This window comes from Vannielia sp. SX4 (assembly GCF_052828525.1).
Map to the genome: position 1 here is coordinate 1,298,964 of NZ_CM128247.1, position 16,950 is coordinate 1,315,913.

General features: G+C 67.1%; 22 protein-coding genes. 10 read left to right on the plus strand and 12 right to left on the minus strand.

Annotated features, from left to right (window positions below):
* The first annotated feature begins 108 nt into the window (after positions 1-108).
* Positions 109-1,023, plus strand: a complete 915-nt coding sequence (locus tag ACUXVX_RS06535) for a LysR substrate-binding domain-containing protein (RefSeq protein WP_446310878.1) — start codon at positions 109-111, stop codon at positions 1,021-1,023.
* 48 nt (positions 1,024-1,071) lie between these two features.
* Here ACUXVX_RS06535 and ACUXVX_RS06540 read toward each other — a convergent pair whose 3' ends face one another.
* On the minus strand, positions 1,072-1,548 hold the full coding sequence (locus ACUXVX_RS06540; RefSeq protein WP_446310879.1) for a hemerythrin domain-containing protein: 477 nt from the start codon (positions 1,546-1,548) through the stop codon (positions 1,072-1,074).
* Between the two features lie 208 nt (positions 1,549-1,756).
* On the opposite strand from ACUXVX_RS06540, the gene ACUXVX_RS06545 reads away from it, so the two are divergent.
* Both ACUXVX_RS06545 and ACUXVX_RS06550 read left to right on the plus strand, forming a co-directional pair.
* Positions 1,757-3,130, plus strand: coding sequence for a DUF1800 domain-containing protein (locus ACUXVX_RS06545; RefSeq protein WP_446310880.1), 1,374 nt, complete (start codon positions 1,757-1,759; stop codon positions 3,128-3,130).
* Positions 3,131-3,134: 4 nt separating this feature from the next.
* Entirely contained in the window at positions 3,135-4,352 is a 1,218-nt protein-coding gene (locus tag ACUXVX_RS06550; RefSeq protein WP_446310881.1) for a DUF1501 domain-containing protein, read from the plus strand.
* A 17-nt stretch (positions 4,353-4,369) separates the two neighbouring features.
* Here ACUXVX_RS06550 and ACUXVX_RS06555 read toward each other — a convergent pair whose 3' ends face one another.
* The gene (locus ACUXVX_RS06555) at positions 4,370-4,558 is read right to left on the minus strand and encodes a hypothetical protein (protein WP_222470308.1); all 189 of its coding nucleotides are present in this window, start codon (positions 4,556-4,558) and stop codon (positions 4,370-4,372) included.
* Between the two features lie 146 nt (positions 4,559-4,704).
* On the opposite strand from ACUXVX_RS06555, the gene ACUXVX_RS06560 reads away from it, so the two are divergent.
* Positions 4,705-5,418 (plus strand): GNAT family N-acetyltransferase, encoded by a 714-nt coding sequence (locus ACUXVX_RS06560; RefSeq protein ID WP_446310882.1) that lies wholly within the window; start codon positions 4,705-4,707, stop codon positions 5,416-5,418.
* Positions 5,419-5,563: 145 nt separating this feature from the next.
* Here ACUXVX_RS06560 and ACUXVX_RS06565 read toward each other — a convergent pair whose 3' ends face one another.
* Positions 5,564-6,289: a response regulator gene (locus tag ACUXVX_RS06565; RefSeq protein ID WP_222470306.1), complete on the minus strand. Its 726-nt coding sequence runs from the start codon at positions 6,287-6,289 to the stop codon at positions 5,564-5,566.
* Positions 6,290-6,442: 153 nt separating this feature from the next.
* Here ACUXVX_RS06565 and mce point away from each other — a divergent pair, with 153 nt between their 5' ends.
* Both mce and ACUXVX_RS06575 read left to right on the plus strand, forming a co-directional pair.
* Positions 6,443-6,847: a methylmalonyl-CoA epimerase gene (gene mce / locus ACUXVX_RS06570; protein WP_222470305.1), complete on the plus strand. Its 405-nt coding sequence runs from the start codon at positions 6,443-6,445 to the stop codon at positions 6,845-6,847.
* Positions 6,847-7,140 (plus strand): DUF1467 family protein, encoded by a 294-nt coding sequence (locus tag ACUXVX_RS06575; protein ID WP_222470304.1) that lies wholly within the window; start codon positions 6,847-6,849, stop codon positions 7,138-7,140. Before mce ends, ACUXVX_RS06575 begins: the two co-directional genes overlap by 1 nt.
* Before the next feature lie 10 nt (positions 7,141-7,150).
* Here ACUXVX_RS06575 and ACUXVX_RS06580 read toward each other — a convergent pair whose 3' ends face one another.
* Together ACUXVX_RS06580 and ACUXVX_RS06585 are read right to left on the minus strand one after the other, a co-directional pair.
* Positions 7,151-7,840 (minus strand): EI24 domain-containing protein, encoded by a 690-nt coding sequence (locus ACUXVX_RS06580; protein ID WP_446310883.1) that lies wholly within the window; start codon positions 7,838-7,840, stop codon positions 7,151-7,153.
* Positions 7,837-8,415: a nitroreductase family protein gene (locus tag ACUXVX_RS06585; RefSeq protein WP_446310884.1), complete on the minus strand. Its 579-nt coding sequence runs from the start codon at positions 8,413-8,415 to the stop codon at positions 7,837-7,839. The genes ACUXVX_RS06580 and ACUXVX_RS06585 overlap by 4 nt, the downstream gene beginning before the upstream one ends.
* Positions 8,416-8,536: 121 nt before the next feature.
* Here ACUXVX_RS06585 and ACUXVX_RS06590 point away from each other — a divergent pair, with 121 nt between their 5' ends.
* Positions 8,537-9,343, plus strand: coding sequence for a hypothetical protein (locus tag ACUXVX_RS06590; protein ID WP_446310885.1), 807 nt, complete (start codon positions 8,537-8,539; stop codon positions 9,341-9,343).
* Between the two features lie 14 nt (positions 9,344-9,357).
* Here ACUXVX_RS06590 and ACUXVX_RS06595 read toward each other — a convergent pair whose 3' ends face one another.
* Positions 9,358-9,738, minus strand: a complete 381-nt coding sequence (locus tag ACUXVX_RS06595; RefSeq protein WP_446310886.1) for a hypothetical protein — start codon at positions 9,736-9,738, stop codon at positions 9,358-9,360.
* A 21-nt stretch (positions 9,739-9,759) separates the two neighbouring features.
* A complete protein-coding gene (locus ACUXVX_RS06600) occupies positions 9,760-10,080 on the minus strand; it encodes a winged helix-turn-helix transcriptional regulator (protein ID WP_446310887.1) in 321 nt (106 codons plus the stop codon).
* Positions 10,081-10,238: 158 nt separating this feature from the next.
* Between ACUXVX_RS06600 and ACUXVX_RS06605 the strand changes: the two genes are divergently transcribed.
* The gene (locus ACUXVX_RS06605; RefSeq protein ID WP_446310888.1) at positions 10,239-10,460 is read left to right on the plus strand and encodes a tautomerase family protein; all 222 of its coding nucleotides are present in this window, start codon (positions 10,239-10,241) and stop codon (positions 10,458-10,460) included.
* 65 nt (positions 10,461-10,525) lie between these two features.
* On the opposite strand, the gene ACUXVX_RS06610 is transcribed toward ACUXVX_RS06605, so the two are convergent.
* Positions 10,526-10,912, minus strand: coding sequence for a metallopeptidase family protein (locus ACUXVX_RS06610; RefSeq protein WP_446310889.1), 387 nt, complete (start codon positions 10,910-10,912; stop codon positions 10,526-10,528).
* Between the two features lie 7 nt (positions 10,913-10,919).
* Complete coding sequence (locus ACUXVX_RS06615) at positions 10,920-12,218, minus strand: PQQ-dependent sugar dehydrogenase (RefSeq protein WP_446310890.1); 1,299 nt, start codon at positions 12,216-12,218, stop codon at positions 10,920-10,922.
* 144 nt (positions 12,219-12,362) lie between these two features.
* On the opposite strand from ACUXVX_RS06615, the gene ACUXVX_RS06620 reads away from it, so the two are divergent.
* The gene (locus tag ACUXVX_RS06620; RefSeq protein ID WP_446310891.1) at positions 12,363-13,529 is read left to right on the plus strand and encodes an alpha-hydroxy acid oxidase; all 1,167 of its coding nucleotides are present in this window, start codon (positions 12,363-12,365) and stop codon (positions 13,527-13,529) included.
* A gap of 7 nt (positions 13,530-13,536) precedes the next feature.
* On the opposite strand, the gene ACUXVX_RS06625 is transcribed toward ACUXVX_RS06620, so the two are convergent.
* Together ACUXVX_RS06625 and ACUXVX_RS06630 are read right to left on the minus strand one after the other, a co-directional pair.
* Positions 13,537-14,700, minus strand: coding sequence for an MFS transporter (locus ACUXVX_RS06625; protein WP_446310892.1), 1,164 nt, complete (start codon positions 14,698-14,700; stop codon positions 13,537-13,539).
* 74 nt (positions 14,701-14,774) lie between these two features.
* Positions 14,775-15,215 (minus strand): hypothetical protein, encoded by a 441-nt coding sequence (locus ACUXVX_RS06630; protein WP_446310893.1) that lies wholly within the window; start codon positions 15,213-15,215, stop codon positions 14,775-14,777.
* A 129-nt stretch (positions 15,216-15,344) separates the two neighbouring features.
* On the opposite strand from ACUXVX_RS06630, the gene ACUXVX_RS06635 reads away from it, so the two are divergent.
* Positions 15,345-16,004 carry a 50S ribosomal protein L25/general stress protein Ctc gene (locus ACUXVX_RS06635; protein ID WP_222470293.1) on the plus strand — a complete coding sequence of 220 codons (660 nt, stop codon included), beginning with the start codon at positions 15,345-15,347 and terminating at the stop codon, positions 16,002-16,004.
* Positions 16,005-16,127: 123 nt separating this feature from the next.
* Here ACUXVX_RS06635 and map read toward each other — a convergent pair whose 3' ends face one another.
* Complete coding sequence (gene map / locus ACUXVX_RS06640) at positions 16,128-16,874, minus strand: type I methionyl aminopeptidase (RefSeq protein ID WP_446310894.1); 747 nt, start codon at positions 16,872-16,874, stop codon at positions 16,128-16,130.
* Positions 16,875-16,950: the final 76 nt, after the last annotated feature.

The window sequence follows — 16,950 nt, forward strand, 5'->3', positions numbered from 1 at the left end:
TCGGGAATCATGCCGGTTCAGCCCGGCGTTGACCCTAGGCTAGCGCCGCGCGGGCCCCGCGATATATGCTCCGAATGGCAGAACATTCCTGCGGAAAGCTGAGGGCTGATGGACAAGTTGGCGGCCATGCGGGTCTTCGTCGCCATAGTCGACGGTGGCACGCTGACCGAGGCCGCCCGGCGGCTCGGCAAATCGCTGCCCAGTGTCGTGCGGACCCTCGCGCGGCTGGAGGAGGCGCTGGGGCTGCGGCTGCTGGAGCGCTCGACGCGGCAGTCCTACCTGACGCCGGAGGGGCGTTCCTACTACGAGACCTGTTGCCACGTGCTTTCCGAGATCGACACCGCCGAGCAGGACCTTGCCGCGCAGCAGGGCGAACCGGCGGGGGAGGTGCGGATCACCGCGCCGGTGGAGTTTGGCAACCGCTTCGTCTGGCCCTGCCTGCGCGACATCCGCGAGCGGTTTCCGGGCCTCGTGCCGCACGTGACGCTGACCGACGTGCCGCTCGACCTGGTGGAGGGCGGCTACGACCTCGCGGTCCGGATCGGGCCGCAGCCCGACAGCGAGATGCGGGCCACCGTGATCGGGGAGATGCCCACGCGGCACTGCGCCACCCCTGCCTTTCTCGAAAGGGTCGGCCGGCCAGAACGACCGGAGGACATGGCCGGGATGCCCGCTGTCTGCGTCGACATCGCCGGGCGGCGGACCGGGCAGTTGTGGCCCTACCTCGACGCGGACGGCAAACGGCGCACGTTCCGGTGCAAGGCGGTGCTCTACGTCAACGAGGTGCGGATGGCGCGGGCGGCCTGCGAGGCGGGCGTGGGGCTTGGCTTTTTCTACCTCTACCAGGTGCATGATGCGATCGCCGACGGGCGGCTGGTGTCGCTCTTCGAGGACCGGCGACCGCCGCCGCAGCCGGTGCGGCTGATCCGCCACGCAGCGCGGGATCGGCCGAAGCGGGTGTCTGCAGCGATTGATGCGCTGGAAGGCGCGCTGCGGCAGGCGCTGAAGGGCCTCGGGGCCTAGCTCCGCGCCCGCCTCCCCGCACGGCGGGACACGTCCCGCCCTATGGGCTCACTCCTCCAGAGCGTCCGCCTTCTTCTTCTCGGTCAACCCGGCTTCCTTTTCTTTCCGGGCGAGGAACTTCTTGCCGAACCCGCTGATCTCGCGCTCCGAAATCACCTCACGAGCGCGCTCGAAGATCTCCTGTTCCTCTTCCTCGATGTGGTGCTCGTAGTCGTGCTTCAGCGTCTTGAACCGTGTCAGCCAACCAGGCGAGCTCATTTCCATCTCGTTCAGCTCTTCCATGATGTCATCCAGCTCCTGATGCTCATGCACCGAGTGCCGGGCATGCTCCTGTCCCCATGTCTTGCCGAGCAGCACCGAGTAGAATGTCTCTTCCTCTGCGGCGGCATGGGCCTTCACGTCGTGATAGAACTCCTCCCAAGCGCTGCGGCGGGCCTCGCTGTCACCCGATGTGTCTTCGAGCGTGGCAAGCAACTCGCGGTGGCGGTCGTGGTCAGTCTTGATGGCTGCGTAGATGTCGGTCATCGGCGTGGCTCCGGGCTGGGTTGGAAGGGTTTGCCAGAAAACGCCCGGCGCGGGGCGAAGGTTCCCGCCCGCCCGGCGCCCCTCCGCCGCCGCGCAAAAGCGTGACCGCAGAGGGCCTCGCAAGGTGGCCCGCGATCCCCTATCTTTGAAGAAAGGCCCCCGCACCGCCGACCGTCCTGCGCCGCCCACTGACCCGGAGCACTCCCACGTGAGTTTCACCCCCGAGATCGCCGCCATCCGCTTTGGCTACGGGCTCTCGCCGCGCCACCCGGCCCCGGCCAGCCCGGAGGCGATGATGGAGGCGCTGCAGGCCGATGACAGCATGGCGCGCGCCTTCCGGATTGGCTCGATGGCAGAGACCTACGCCGATTTCCAATACCTGAGCGATCTCAAGAAGGCCGAGCTGGACGGCGACAAAACCGCCAAGCGAAAGTACCGCAACTGGCGCGGCCAGAACCGCCGCGATCACGCCCGGATGCTGCGCCACACCATCGCTCGCGCGCTCGATGCGCCCGACCCGCTGCGCGAGCGCCTCACCCGCTTCTGGGCTGATCATTTCACGGTGCGCGGCAAGGGCGTGTCACAACGGATGGTGCAGCGCTTCGTCGAAGATGCGATCCGCCCGAACATCACGGCGCCGTTCTCCGAGATGCTGAAGGCGGCGGTGACCCATCCGATGATGCTGATCTACCTCGATCAGGACAAAAGCATCGGCCCCGGCTCTCCCGTGGCCGAACGCAACGCCAAAAAGGGCCGCAGGCGTGGGCTGAACGAGAACCTCGCCCGCGAAGTGCTCGAGCTCCACACCCTCGGCGTTGGCGGGGCCTACAGCCAGGCTGATGTCCGGCAACTGGCCGAGCTCATGGCCGGGATGACCCTGAACCTGCGTGAAGGCGTCCGCTTCGAGCCCAAGCGCGGCGAGCCGGGGGCGGAGGAAGTGTTGGGCCAAAGCTACGGCGGCCGCAAACCCAAGCTGGAAGATATCCACGCCGCGCTCGATGCCATCGCGCTGCACCCCGATACCGCGGCCCACCTTGCCCGCAAGCTGGCCGTCCACTTCGTGTCCGATACGCCGCCGCCTGCCCTCGTGGAGGCCCTGCGCCTGCGCTACACCGAGACCGGCGGCAACCTCGGCGCGGTGACCGAAACCCTGCTCTCGCACCCCGAGGCATGGGGGCCGCTCGCCAAGATCAAGCAGCCCTTCGATTTCGTCACCTCGGCCCTCCGCGCACTCGGGGTGACGGGGTCTCAACTCGCCGCGCTGGACCGCAAGGCCACCCTCCGCATCATCATCCGCCCGATGGGCCTGATGGGTCAGGAGTGGGAGCGCCCCAATGGCCCCGATGGCTGGCCCGAGGATGGCGAGCACTGGCTCACCCCGCAGGGCCTCGCCGTTCGGATCAACTGGGCCATGTCGGCGGGCCGGGTCGACGGGCTCGATCTGCCAGATCCCCGCGAACTTGTCGAAACCGCGCTCGGCAGCCAAGCCGGTGAGCGGCTGCTCTTTGCCGCCAAGGCCGCCGAAAGCCGCGCCGAAGGGGTGGGGATCGTCCTCGCCTCTCCCGCCTTCCAACGGAGATGACCCGATGAGCAAGCTCCTGATGACCCGGCGCCGGTTTCTTGCCTCCACGGGCTGCTCCGTGGCTGCCGCACCGCTGATGACCCCGATGGCCTTCGCCCAGGCCCCGTGGGACACCCGCCTGATCGTGCTCATCCTGCGCGGCGCGATGGACGGGCTCGATGTGGTCCGCCCGGTGGGCGATCCGCATTTCGCCGCTGCCCGGCCCACATTGGCCGCAGGCGATGGCCTGCCGCTCGACGGGTTCTTCACCCTCCACCCCGCGCTCGCCCCGCTGCACCCGCTCTGGGCCAAGGGCGAGCTGGGTTTTGCCCATGCCACCTCCACCCCCTACCGCGACAAGCGCAGCCATTTCGACGGGCAGGATCTGCTCGAGGCCGGCACCGGCTTCGATGTGAAAACCGGCGCCCTGCGCGACGGCTGGCTCAACCGCATGCTTCAGGCCGTGCCGGACATCGAGGCCGACACCGCCTATGCCATCGGGCGTGAAGACCTGCTGATGCTCGCCGGGGGCGCCCCCGTGGCCAACTGGTCCCCCGGCACCCGGCTTGAGCTTTCTCCGCAGGCCCGGCGGTTGATCGAAATGGTCTACGAAGAGCACCCGATCTATCAGGCCGCCGTGCTCGAAGCGCTCGATCTCACCGAGCAGATCGCCGCCTCCGAGGCCGTCGCCACCGGGTCGGATGAAGATGAAGACATGGCCGCGATGATGGAGGCCAGTTCCGGCAATGCCGCGCACCTGCAAATGGCCGAGTTCGCCGCCCAGCGGCTGCGCGGCGATACCCGTATCGCCGCCTTCTCGCTCTCGGGCTGGGATACCCACGGCAATCAGGCCAGCGGGCTGCCCAAGGCGCTGAAGCAATTGGCAGAAACCATCGAACTGCTCCGCGTCGGCCTCGGCCCGCTCTGGGGCAAAACCGGCATCCTGGCGATGACGGAATTTGGCCGCACTGTGCGCGAGAACGGCTCTCGCGGCACCGATCACGGCACCGGGGGGCTGATGCTCATGGCAGGCGGGGCGCTACGCGGCGGCAAGGTTTACGGCCGCTGGCCGGGCCTTGAAGAGGCCGCGCTCTACGACAGGCGTGACCTGATGCCCACCGAAGACGTGCGCGCCTATGCGGCCCGCGCGATGGAGGGGCTCTTTGGCCTCTCGGGGACTGTGCTGTCAGAAAGCGTGTTTCCGGGGCTCGACATGTCGCAGGCGCCCCGGCTGGTGCTCTGAAGGGAGGGGGCCGGGGCTCAGGCCCCGCTCGCCACCTCGATATCGTCGATCTGTTCCACCATGTCGGCGGTCACGTCCTTGGCCCCGGTGGCCACGGTGGCCGCCACGGCGAAGCCGAGCGAGACGATGCCCGCCATCAGCACCACCCAGTCGATGGTGACATTGCCCTCGTCTTCCGACCAAAAGGCGTTTGCGATCCGTTTCATGTGCCGCTCCCAGGCTTTTTTCTCTGCTCAGGGCCCACTCTCTCGGGCAAATGCGGCGCTCGCGTGGAAGGGTCGCGCCATTTTGCGGGTTTTCCTCCTTCCTGCGGAGGGCTAGGAAATTGGCAGAGATGCAAAGGGGTTAATCGATGAGCGATGCGCGAATGCTGGGCGAAGAGCTGACAGGCTGGACCCCGCCGCCCCGGCCCGCCTTCGACGCGCTCGAGGGCCAGTGGACACGGCTCGAGAGGCTCTCCGCCGATACCCACGCCGCCTCGCTCTTCCGCGCCTACTCCGGCCATGACGCGCTCTGGGATTACATGCCCAACGGCCCGTTCTCCTCTGCCACGCAGTACCACCGCTGGGCGCGCGAGGCCGAGGCCAGTGCCGACCCGTTGCACTTCGCGATCCAGAACCGCGAGACCGGTCGCTGGGGTGGCACCTGTGCCCTGCTGCGCATCGCGCCCGAGGCCGGATCGGTCGAACTGGGCTACATCGCGCTGGCGCCCGAGCTGCAACGCACCCGCACCTCCACCGAAGCCTTCTTGTTGTTGATCGAATGGGCCTTCGAGGCTGGCTATCGCCGCTTCGAGTGGAAGTGCAACGCCCTCAACATGCCCTCCCGCCGCGCCGCCCAGCGCCTCGGCCTGTCCTACGAAGGCACCTTCCGGCAGGCTCAGGTGGTAAAGGGGCGCAACCGCGACACTACTTGGTTCGCCGCAATCGACAGCGAATGGCCCGCCCTGCGCGAGGCCTACCGCGCCTGGCTCCGGCCCGAGAACTTCGATGAAGAAGGCCGCCAGAAGGAACGCTTGGGCGACCTAACTTCCCTCGTCCGCGCTGCCTCCGACCCGGCCCTCTGAGCCGGAGAGAATGCTGCAAGAAACATAAACCTGTGGGCGGCGCGCTGAGGGCACGGCTCGCCCAACGCCGGACGAGGCCACAGCTTGCCTCGCTGGGGCCGGAAGCACCCCGCCTAGGCCGTGGGCACACCGCAGCTCAACCCGCCTATAGCGCGATGTTGCCCTCCAGCCGGTTCGCCACCAGCTTCGAGATCACTGCCGCCTCCGGAAAACCGCGCTGGCCCGCTGCTCGGGCCGTAGCCAGCCCGCGCGCGGCGGCGGCGAGTGGCGCGTCCGAGGCGCATTGCGCCACCGAACCGAGAAACTGGGCGACGTAATCCAGCATGTCCGGGTCCTCTTCGCCGGTCGATAGCACGTCGGCCACATGGGCGAGGTCGTCGCGCAGCGCCAGCGGATCGGGGGCCACCACGTCAGATGACATCGCACGTGGCCCGACCGGATGCGCCGCCTCCGGCAGGCGGGTGAGAATCGCCTGCTGAAACTCCGCCAGAGAGGTGATCGGCTTCTGGATGAACCCGTCCGCCCCGGCCTCCAGCGCCTCATCCTCGCTCGCCGGGTCGCCGCTGGTGCCAAGCAGCACCGGCACGCGCGTGTCGGAATGGTCCAGCTCCGCGATCAGCTCCAGCCCCGAGCCGTCCGGCAGGCCCAGATCCACGATCACAGCCGTTGGTCTATACACCTGCAAGTGCCGGTGCGCCGAGGCCAGCGTATCGGCCCTTCGGATGCGTGCGCCGGAGCGCAGGCACAGCAGCCGCACCGCCTCCGAGGCAAAGCGGCTGTCCTCCACCACCAGAACGGTTGCGCCCAGCAGGGGCCGGTCGCGCGTGGGTTTCTGCGCGGGGATTGCGAACTGCGGAAGATCGTCTGTCATGGAGGCCTCCCTCAAGGCGTTACCCCCCGAGAAGACACCACCTTCCCTAAAACTTCGTAAACGCGGCTGTCGGAATGCGACAAAGGCGCGGCTTGTGCCGCGCTTGGCCCGGCGTCATAAACCGCCCGACACCTGCCTATGAAGGGGAATGACATGATCGGACGGCTCAACCACGTGGCCATCGCAGTGCCCGACCTCGAGGCCGCCTCGGCCCAGTATCGCGGCACGCTCGGCGCAGATGTCGGCGCGCCGCAGGACGAGCCCGATCACGGCGTCACGGTGGTCTTCATCACCCTCCCCAACACCAAGATCGAGTTGCTCTATCCCTTGGGCGAGAACAGCCCCATCGCGGGCTTTCTCGAGAAGAACCCCTCCGGCGGCATCCACCACATCTGCTATGAGGTCGATGATATCCTCGCCGCCCGCGACAAGCTGAAGGCCGAAGGCGCCCGCGTGCTCGGCACCGGCGAGCCCAAGATCGGTGCCCACGGCAAGCCGGTGCTCTTCCTGCACCCCAAGGATTTCAACGGCTGCCTCGTGGAGCTGGAGCAGGTCTGATGAGCATTTCCGCCGCCCTCGTCGTGCTCGCCGTGACATGGTTCATGGTGCTCTTCATCGTCCTGCCGGTGCGGCTCGAGACTCAAGGCGACAGGGGCGAAGTGGTGCCCGGCACCCACGCCGGTGCCCCGGCCGACTTCAAGCTCGGCAAGCGGCTGAAGATCACCACCCTCATTGCCCTGCCCGTGGCAGGGGTGATCTGCGCGATCATCATCTCCGGCGTCATCGGGGTCTCCGACTTCGACCTGCTGGAGCGGTTCGGCCCCAAGGGGCCGATCACCGAAGGTCAGTAGCCGTCCGTCGTCAGGCGCCCGGTTCAAGCCGGTGGAACAGGTGGGTAAAGGTCGCCACGCCGAGCAGCGGGATGAACAGGTTGATGAGCGGAAAGCTCAGCGGAATCGCCATCAGCGTGCCCGCAAACCAGATCTTGCCAAAATGCCTGCGCCGCGACTCATTGGCGGCCTGCCGCCCGATCCGCCGCATCGCCACCATCTGGTAATACTCGCGCCCCAGCAGCAGCCCGTTGATGCCCCAGAACAGCAGCGGCACCAGCGGCCCGGCAAAGAGATAGAGCACCAGCATCAGCACGTTCACCACGATGAGGATGCCGAAAAACCCGAGCGAATCCCGCAGCGCCTCCGAAAACGGAAACCGCGGCACATCAGGCAGCTGCGGGTAGTGCTTGTCTTCCACCGCCGCCGCTACGTCTTCGAGGAAGAGCCCGGTGAAGGCCGAGGCCACCGGGACCATCAGGAAGATCGACATCAGCGCCATCAGCGCGATCGAGGCCCATGAGAGCAGGTCGTCGATCCATGTGACCTCCCGCCCGAAGATGGTGAAGCTGTCGGGCGTCACCCAGTCCAGAAACCACAGGAACACGCCGTAGACGCCGAAGAGCAGCAAGATCGTCAGCCCCAGCCCCATCGCCAGAACCCGCAGGAACCGGCCGTCGAACATCTGGTTCACGGCCTTGCCGAAGTCGGAGAAGATCATTCCGAGACCCAGGCGGTGATCTTGGTCAGGTCAGGGCGCGGGCGCTCGGGCGCGGGCACCGTCTCGGTGCCGATGTGGATGAAGCCCGCCACCGTCTCGTGCAGGGCGAGGCCCAGCCCCTTGGCCACGAACTCCCGGTCATGGCTGCCCCAGCCGCTGAGCCAATTGGCCCCCCAGCCGGAGGCCAGCGCGGCGTTCAGCATCGCAAGGCAGACCGCCCCGGCCGAATAGAGCTGTTCGACAAACGGCACCTTCTCGCTTTCCACCGGAGACGAAACTACCGCCACCGCCAGCCCCGGCTGCTTCAGCTGGTTCTGGAACTTCTCCACCTTCTCCGGCTCCATCTCGAGCGCCGCGCCGCGCTCACCGGCCAGCTCCGCCAACCGCTCCAGCGCCGCGCCCTCCAGCACGATAAACCGCCACGGCTCCAGCTTTCCGTGGTCCGGCGTGCGGGCGGCCGCCTGCAGGATCGGCCCCAGCTCCTCGCGAGTGGGCACCGGTGCGGTCAGCGTCTTTGCCGGGCGCGACCGGCGGGTCAGAAGGAATTCGAGGGCGGCGGGGCTTTTCTGCGTCATGGGGCCTCCTTGGCAGTTGGCCCTTATGTCGGGTGTTTTGCGCGCAGGTTCAATGGGGTGGTGGCTTTGGGCAATGGCCACGGCGTGATATGCTGGGGCCATTGCAGCGGGAGATATTTGAATGACCGGAGTCGCCAGGACCTCGATGGCCGTATTCGCCCTTCTTCTCGTCTTCTGCCTCGTCTCTGCGCCGGCAGCAGCGCAGCGCTACCCCAGAGGGATGACAGAGGGGCGCAACAGCGCCCGCGCACCGCAGGTTCTGGGCGATGGGGTGATCCGCTTCAGCCTCCTGCCCGGCGACTGCCAGGCACGAAGCTACGGCGACGGGCGCGGCGAGAGCGACTGCGGCAACCGCAACGCCAAATCCTACCTCGCGGCGGGCGACGTCAGAACAGGCAGCTCCATGCTCTATGCCTTCGATGTGCGCGTGGCAGGCGGGCTCACCCATGCCGCCTTCCACAACCCGCGTGCCGTGCCCTTCACCGGCGGGCCCGACAGCCGCCTCGCCGTGGCGATCTGGCAGGGCGAGCTGATCAAGAACCACCTCGTCTGGCTCGATCTGGACCGTACCCGCGGCCTCACCTTCATGGGCCGCCGCTGCGCCGCGCCGGGGCAGCTTGGCAACTGGACCCGTTTCGAACTGCTCGTCAAATGGTCGGCCAAGGGCGACGGGGTGATGCAGGCCCGCTGCAACGGGCGTACCATCTATGCGGTCAAGGGAGCGCCGACCGACCAGAACCCGCATTGCCACGTCGCCAGCCATTGCGAACCGGGCAAGGTCAAGCACCCCAAGCGGATCAATGCGGGCTTCGGGCTGTTCTTCGATGCCGAATTCATCAACGGCAGATCAATCCGCCCGCGACTGCCAGCATCGGGCTTGCACGTCGAAATGCGCAACTTCAAGGTGGCGAAAGCGCGGATCAGGTAACGGCGACAGGTGCCCTAGCAGCCGCGCACCCGCCGCGCTGCGGGCCGGCTTCCGCTCGCGTCAAGCTCGGCGTAGCTGGAGCGGATCAGCCAGCGAGTTAGGCTCCGGGCCATCAGCTCGTGGCCGGTCAGCTGGATACGGTCCGCCAGAATCTCGGCCTCGAAGCTCGAATGGCCCATCCATGCGGCGGTCAGGTCGCGCAGGGAGGCGGAGAGATATAGGTCGACATCATGCTTGGGGTCGGTCAGGCACAGGTCCGTCTCCTCGCCGGGCCGTGTCACCAACCAGTAGTTGGCAACACCCTCGGGCGTGTCCTTGAGAATAAACTGGATCACGCTGCGGCGGCGCGGCAGTTGCAGCGTGTCGACCTTGCGGCGGATGTTCCACATCAGCATCCGGGCATCGAGCCCTTTCAGCTACACCTCGCAATCGACGTGCCGGTGGGCCCACTCGCCCAAGCCCCGCACCAGCGGCTGCAACTCATCGGCCATGGGCGTGGTGAGGTACTCGCCGTGGGCGCCGCTGCCCGCATGGCGCATCACCAGCCCGTTCGCCTCCATCTCCTTGAGCCGCTTTGAGAGCAGGCCGGGTGACATGCCGGGCACCCCGCGCTGGATCTCCGAAAAGCGGGTGGAGCCGTTCCACATCTCGCAGAGCACCAGCATCGTCCATCGCGGCTCCAGCAGGCTCGCGGCCATGGCGACGGGGCAAAAACGGGGATAGGTCTGATCGGTCATCGGCAGCACCTCCTGATGGGCAAGTGTCTCACCCCCGCCCCCGGCGCGTCCACTTCAGATTCTGTAGCGGGTTTGCTTCACGCCGCGAAGTGGAGCGGCGCAGCAGCCCCGTGGCACATCTCCCTCACCGAAACGGCTGAACCGAAAAGGAGAGAGACATGCCGCTGGTTGATATCGAACTGATCGAAGGTGTCTTCGACAATGAACAGAAGGCAGAGATGATCGAGAAGGTCACCGACGCGATGGTGGCGATCGAGGGCGAGGCCATGCGCGGCGTCACCTGGGTCCGGGTGAAGGAGGTGGAGAGCGGGCACTGGGGCATCGGTGGCAACCGTCCGAGCGCGGCCGACATCAAGGCGATGGCGCTCGCCGCGGAGTAGCCGCTACGGGCGAGACCGGGGCAGGGGCCGTCGGAGGTGATCCGGCGGCCCTTGCCTTTTGCGGCTCACTCCCACCACGGGTCGATCTCGGAAATGTCGTAATCCGACCAGCCGAAGTGATGGGCAAATTCATGCACCGTGACATGGGCAATCAGTTCGTCGAGGTCCTGCCCGGGCCGGTCGCGCCATTCGGCAAGGATCGGCTGGCGGAAGAGCCAGACGGTATCGGGATAGGGCGAGGGGAAGCTGGCGGATTTTTCGGGCAGCGGCGTGCCCTCGTAAAGCCCGGTCAGTTCGCGCGGGTCGGTCATGCCAAACTCCGCCATCATCTCCGGCGTAGGCCACTCTGCCACCTGCACCACCACCTCCCGCGCCGCCGCACGCAGCGGCGGCGGAAAGGCCTCTATCGCCTCCCCTGCGACGCGCAGAAAATGAGCGTCATCGCGGCTCACCGCCGCCTCAGGCGCCCGTGACCCGCCAGATCACATCGCCCACGTCATCGGCCATAAGCAGCGATTTGCCGTCCGGCCCGATGCACACACCCACGGGGCGTCCATAGGCCAGCTTCTCGTCTTCCGAGAGGAACCCGGAGAGAATGTCGCGCGGTGCCTCGGTCTCGCTGGGCTTGCCGTTCTCGAAAGGCACGAAGAGCAGCTTGTAGCCCGAGAGCTTGGAGCGGTTCCACGAGCCATGCTGGCCGATCACCATGCCGTCGCCAAAGCCGGGCAGGGTGCCTTCCGGCATCCAGCAGAGGCCCAGCGAGGCGGTATGGCCGCCGAGCGCATAGTCGGGCTTGATCGAGGCGGCGACTTTGGCGGCGTCCTGCGGCACCCGGTCATCCACAATGCGATCCCAATAGGAGTAGGGCCAGCCGTAGAACCCGCCATCGACCACCGTGGTCAGGTAATCCGGCGGCGTCTCGTCACCCAGCCCGTCACGCTCGTTGACGACCGTCCAGAGCGCCCCTGTGCTGGGCTCGAAGGCGGTGCCCACGGCGTTGCGCAACCCGGTGGCAAAGATCCGCGCCTCCTCGCTGGCCACGTCCAGCTCCCAGATCGCCGCGCGGCCTTCCTCGGTCTCCATCCCCTCGTCAGCAATGTTGGTGAGCGAACCCACGCCAGCATAGATCTTGCTGCCATCAGGCGACACGATCAGGCTGCGCGTCCAATGCCCGCCGGGCTTGAACTCTACCAGCCTGCGCGCAGCGGCCTCGTCCAGCCGTGTGGTGCCCGGCGGAAAAGGGAAGGCCACGATCCCGTCGGTGTTGCCGAGGTAGAAGGTCTCGCCTACCACCGCCATGCCGAAAGGCTGGCGCTGGTTCTCAACGAAAATCTCGCGATGCTCTGCCACCCCGTCGCCATCGGCATCGCGCCAGAGGGTCACACGGTTGGCGCTCTGGCCCATCGCCTTCACCGCCTTCATCGTGGCATGAGCCGCCGCATCCATGAAGTTCTTCGGCGGGGTCTCGATTTGGCTAGACTCGGCCACCAGCACGTCACCGGTAGGCAGCACCTCGATCCAGCGCGGATGGTCCAACCCCTCGGCAAATGCGTTGACCTTCAGGCCGGGCGCGCAGGTCGGCAGCCGCCCGTTTTTCCAGCCCTCAGCGGTGGGCAGCTTCAGGGTCATGATCCCCTGCTTCTTCGCCTCCGGAATCTCCGGTGCCCCGCCCATCGCCTGTGTCGTCGGCGCGCCGAAGCGGCGCAGCAGGGCCACCGAGCCCCCGACGATCGACACGAATTTCGCAAGCATGTTCATCCCGGTCTCCTTCGCACGGTCCGGGCCGAGGGATAACGCCCTTCGCCGCCGGGCAACAGCCCCCGCCGTCTTTCCCGCCCCGCACGCTTGCCTTCCCTCCCTTGCGATTGGTAAACAAACCTGACCACGCCGGGAGCCAGCACCATGACCGTCATCACCTGCATCGACGACCTCAAGCGCATTCACAAGCGCCGCGCGCCGAAGATGTTCTACGACTATTGCGAAAGCGGCAGCTGGACCGAGCAGACCTTCCGCGAGAACACCTCCGACTTCGACAAGATCCGCCTGCGCCAGCGCGTGGCCGTCGATATGTCGGGCCGCTCGACCGAGAGCACCATGATCGGCCGCAAGGTTGCCCTGCCCACCGCGCTCGCGCCCGTGGGCATCTGCGGCATGCAGCACGCCGACGGCGAGATTCTTGCGGCCAAGGCAGCCGAAAAGTTCGGCGTACCCTTCACCCTCTCCACCATGTCGATCTGCTCGATCGAGGATGTGGCCGAGAACACCTCCGCGCCCTTCTGGTTTCAGCTCTACACCCAGAAAGACACCGACTTCACCGACAACCTCGTGCGCCGCGCCAAGGAGGCCAAGTGCGAGGCGCTGGTAATCACGCTCGACCTCCAGATCCTCGGCCAGCGCCACAAGGATCTGAAGAACGGCCTCACCGCCCCGCCCAAGCTCTCGGTCCCGGTCATGCTGGACCTCGCCACCAAGTGGCGCTGGGGCCTGCAGATGCTGCAAACCCAGCGCCGAGAGTTCCGCAACATCGTCGGCCACGCCAAGGGCGTCGAGAACACCCGGAGCCTGCACGACTGGACCGCCGCGAACTTCGACCAGACACTGGATTGGGACAAGGTGAAGCGCCTGATGGACCAATGGGGCGGCAAGGTGATCCTCAAGGGCATTCTCGACGGCGACGATGCCGAAGAGGCCGCCAAGCTCGGCGCCGATGCCATCGTGGTTTCCAACCACGGCGGGCGGCAGCTCGACGGCGCGCTGTCCTCCATCCGGATGCTGCCCGAGATCGTCGAGCGTGTCGGCTCCAAAACCGAGGTCTGGCTCGATAGCGGCATCCGCTCCGGGCAGGACATTCTCAAGGCCCTCGCACTTGGCGCCAAAGGCACGATGATCGGGCGGTCCTACGTATACGGTCTCGGCGCGATGGGGCAGGCGGGTGTCGAGAAGGCTCTGGAAGTGCTGCAAAAGGAGATGGATATCTCCATGGCCCTTTGCGGCAAGCAGAACCCCTCGCAGTTCGGGCGCGACATGCTGCTCGTGCCCGAGGATTTCGGCGGCCGCTGGCAGGCCTGATCCGCGCTCAGTTTGCCTCTGCCTCGGTGCCCCGCGCCGAGGCGCGCAGCGGGATCAGCAGCAGCGGCGCCACCGCCACCAGCAGCCCCACCGCCACAAAGGCCATCCGCAGCCCCGCCGCCTCCGAGATCGCGCCCAGCAGGGGCGGCCCGATGAAGAAGCCGCTGTAGCCGATCACCGCCGCCCGGCTGATCACCGCCGGCCGCAGCTCCGCCGGAGAGAGGCGGCCAGCAAGGGCAAAGACCATCGGCGCGATGACCGACACGCCAAGCCCCAGAATACCGAAGCCCGCGTAGGCCACCAGCGGCGTGGGAGCCATCGCCGCCAGCACCGCGCCCGCCGCCGTCACCAGTGCAGCCAGCGTGGTGATCCGCGCCTCCGACACCCGTGCCGTGGCGAATTGCCCGGCCAGCCGGCCTGCGCACATGGTGAAGCCCAGCATCGCAGGGCCGATCGCCCCCTCCGCCGCGCCGCCGCCCAGGGTGCGCTCGATGTGCAGCGCCGACCATGCCTCGGTCGCCTGTTCCGCGAGGAATGCCAGCAAAATGATCATCCCGCCCCAAAGCGCCACCGGCGGCAGGGTCATGCGTGCGGGCCGTGCCTCGCCCTTCACCGGCGGCGGCAACTCCCGTTGCAGGGCAATTGCGCCAAACCCGGCCGAAAGCAGCCCCAGTCCGGCAAAGGTGAGCGCGGGGGCTGTGCCGCCATCGCGCAGCAGCCCGGCCACGAGGGCCGAGGTGCCATAGGCCAGCGAGAAGGTCGCGTGGTTGAGGTTCATCAGCGAGGCGCCCGTCCGGGCCTCTATGGCCGAGAGGCGCGCGTTCATCACAACGTCCAGCAGCCCCGCCGAGCCGCCCGCCAGCACCATCGCGGCGGTGAAGGCCAGCACATCGCCCGCCCACATCGGTGCCTGAAACAGCACCCCGATGATCACGCAGCCCAGCGCCATCGCCGCCCGTCCGAAGCGCGCATCGAATCGCGGCGCCAGCCACATCGCCGAGATCGACCCAACCGCCGCGCCCAGAAGCACGAGGCCCCACGTGCCGTCATCTGCGCCGATTCCGGCCTTCAACTGCGGCGTATAGGCAGCAAAAGCGCCCCAGAAGATGCCCACCGCGGCGAAGGGCGGCAGGGTCCGGCGGGAGAGGCGGATGGCATGGGTCAGGCTCATGACGGGATGGGGAGCACGCGCCGCCGCCCAAAGCAATCTCCAAAGTCGTTTGAAAGCCGCTTCAAACCGTCCGGCTAACGGTGCCTCCGCGCGGTGCCGGAGCGGCGCAGGAGCCAGAGGAGAAGCCCCGAGAGCGGCAGGGCAATGAGCGCGGCGGCCAGTTCCGGCGCGGGCAGGCGAAAGGCGGTGTAAAAGATGGCGGCGCAATCCAGCGACGCAAGAAACAGCCCAAAGCAGGCAAGCGCCGCGGCAATGCCCCATAGCGCCAGCTCCGCCCGCCCCGGCCGCGAGAACCACATGGCGATGACCCGCACCGCGAAGGGCAGGGCAAAGACCACGAAGATGGCCACCATCAGGTCATCCTCTCCGCCCGAGCTCATCAGCTGGTTGCAGTAGAACGGCTCGCCCTCTGACGGGCCGGACACGAATCCAACCGCCCGGCCGGGCCACCAGTAGCCGGTGAAGGTGATCCAGCCGCAGCAGACGAGATAGGCAAGGTTCAGCAGCACACGCATGGCGCGAGGCTAACCAAGCTGAAACTGGCTTGAAACCCCTTGCCAAACGGCCGATCCCCCTCTAAGGGAGCGCCTTCACGCGGGCATACAGCCTTGGAGGATGTCCGCACCAACTTAGGAGAACTCAAAATGGCTGGACAGATCCCTGATCTTCACGCCGAGGCCCGGACGGGGACAGGCAAGGGCGCCGCTCGTCAAGCACGCCGTGATGGCATGGTGCCCGGTATCGTTTATGGCGGCGGTGCCGACCCGCTGGCGATCAACCTTCCCTTCAACAAGCTGCTCACCCAGCTGCGCGCCGGCCGCTTCATGTCGACGCTCTTCAACATGAAGGTCGAAGGCCAGGAAGACGTGCGCGTGATCTGCCGTTCGGTGCAGCGCGACGTTGTCAAAGACCTGCCGACCCACGTGGACTTCATGCGCCTCAAGCGCACCTCGCGCGTCAACCTCTTCATTCCCGTCGAGTTCGAGAACGAAGACGCCGCTCCCGGCCTCAAGAAGGGTGGCGTGCTGAACGCCGTGCGCCCCGAGGTCGAGCTGGTCGTGACCGCCGGTGACATCCCCGAAAAGCTGGTCGTGGACCTCAGCGGTCTGGACATCGGCGACACGGTGACGATCTCGTCGATCACCCTGCCCGAAGGCGCTAAGCCGACCATCGACCGCGACTTCGTGATCGCCAACATCTCCGCCCCCTCCGGCCTGCGTGCCGCTGACGACGAGGACGAAGGTGAAGACGTGGCTGCCGACGAGGTGCCCACTGCTGGTGAAGAGGCCGCCGCAGAGGAGTGAACCTCCCGCGATGACGGAATACGAAAGGGCGCTCCTCGGAGCGCCCTTTTTGCTTGGGATATCAGGCTTCCTTAGCTCGCGGTCCGCACAAGCGGGACAGCGGAGCGGCCCCGCTTGTGCGCCTTACCCCGGCAGCGTCACCACCACCGGCTTGCCGCGCGTCGCCACCACCGTGTGCTCATATTGCACCGTCTCCGCGCGGGGGTGGCTCAGCAGGGTCCAGCCGTCCCCGCCGTCCTCCGCCCAGAGTGCCCCGCGTGAGAGGAACGGCTCCACCGTCATCACCAGCCCATCGGTGATCCTCCGCCTGTCTCGGCTGGGCCATGTGGCAATCTCCTCGGGGTATTCATGCAGCGCCCGCCCGGTGCCGTGGCTGGCGAGGTTCTGCACCAGCGTGTAGCCTCCCGCCTCGGCAAACCGCCCCACCGCCTTGCCGATGCCTGCCAATGGCCGCCCGGCCTTCACCTGCGCCACCCCGATCCGGCAGGCCTTCCGGCCATCCCGGCAGAGCCGCTCCAGCGAAGGCCGCACGGGCGGAACGGTAAAGCTCGCGCCGGTATCGGCGAAAAACCCGCCCTTCGAGGCCGACACGTCGATATTCACCAGATCGCCCGCACCGATCACCCGGCTGCCGGGGATACCGTGGGCAATTTCCGCGCCCACGCTGATGCAGGTTTCGCCCGGAAAGCCGTAAACCGCCTTCGGGGCCGAGACGGCGCCCTCCCGCTCCAGCTGCGCCGCGCCGATCGCGTCCAGCTCGGCGGTGGTCATGCCCGGCTCCAGCGCGCGGCCCATGTCGCGCAACACCTCGGCCACGATCCTCCCGATCTCGCGCAGCCCGTCCAGCTCGTCTTCATGGGTGATCGTCATCTCTCTGGCTCCTTCCGCCGGGGCTGGCGCGGCGGTCCCGCGCGGCGTTAGGGTAGGGCAAAACGGAGCGTTGCCA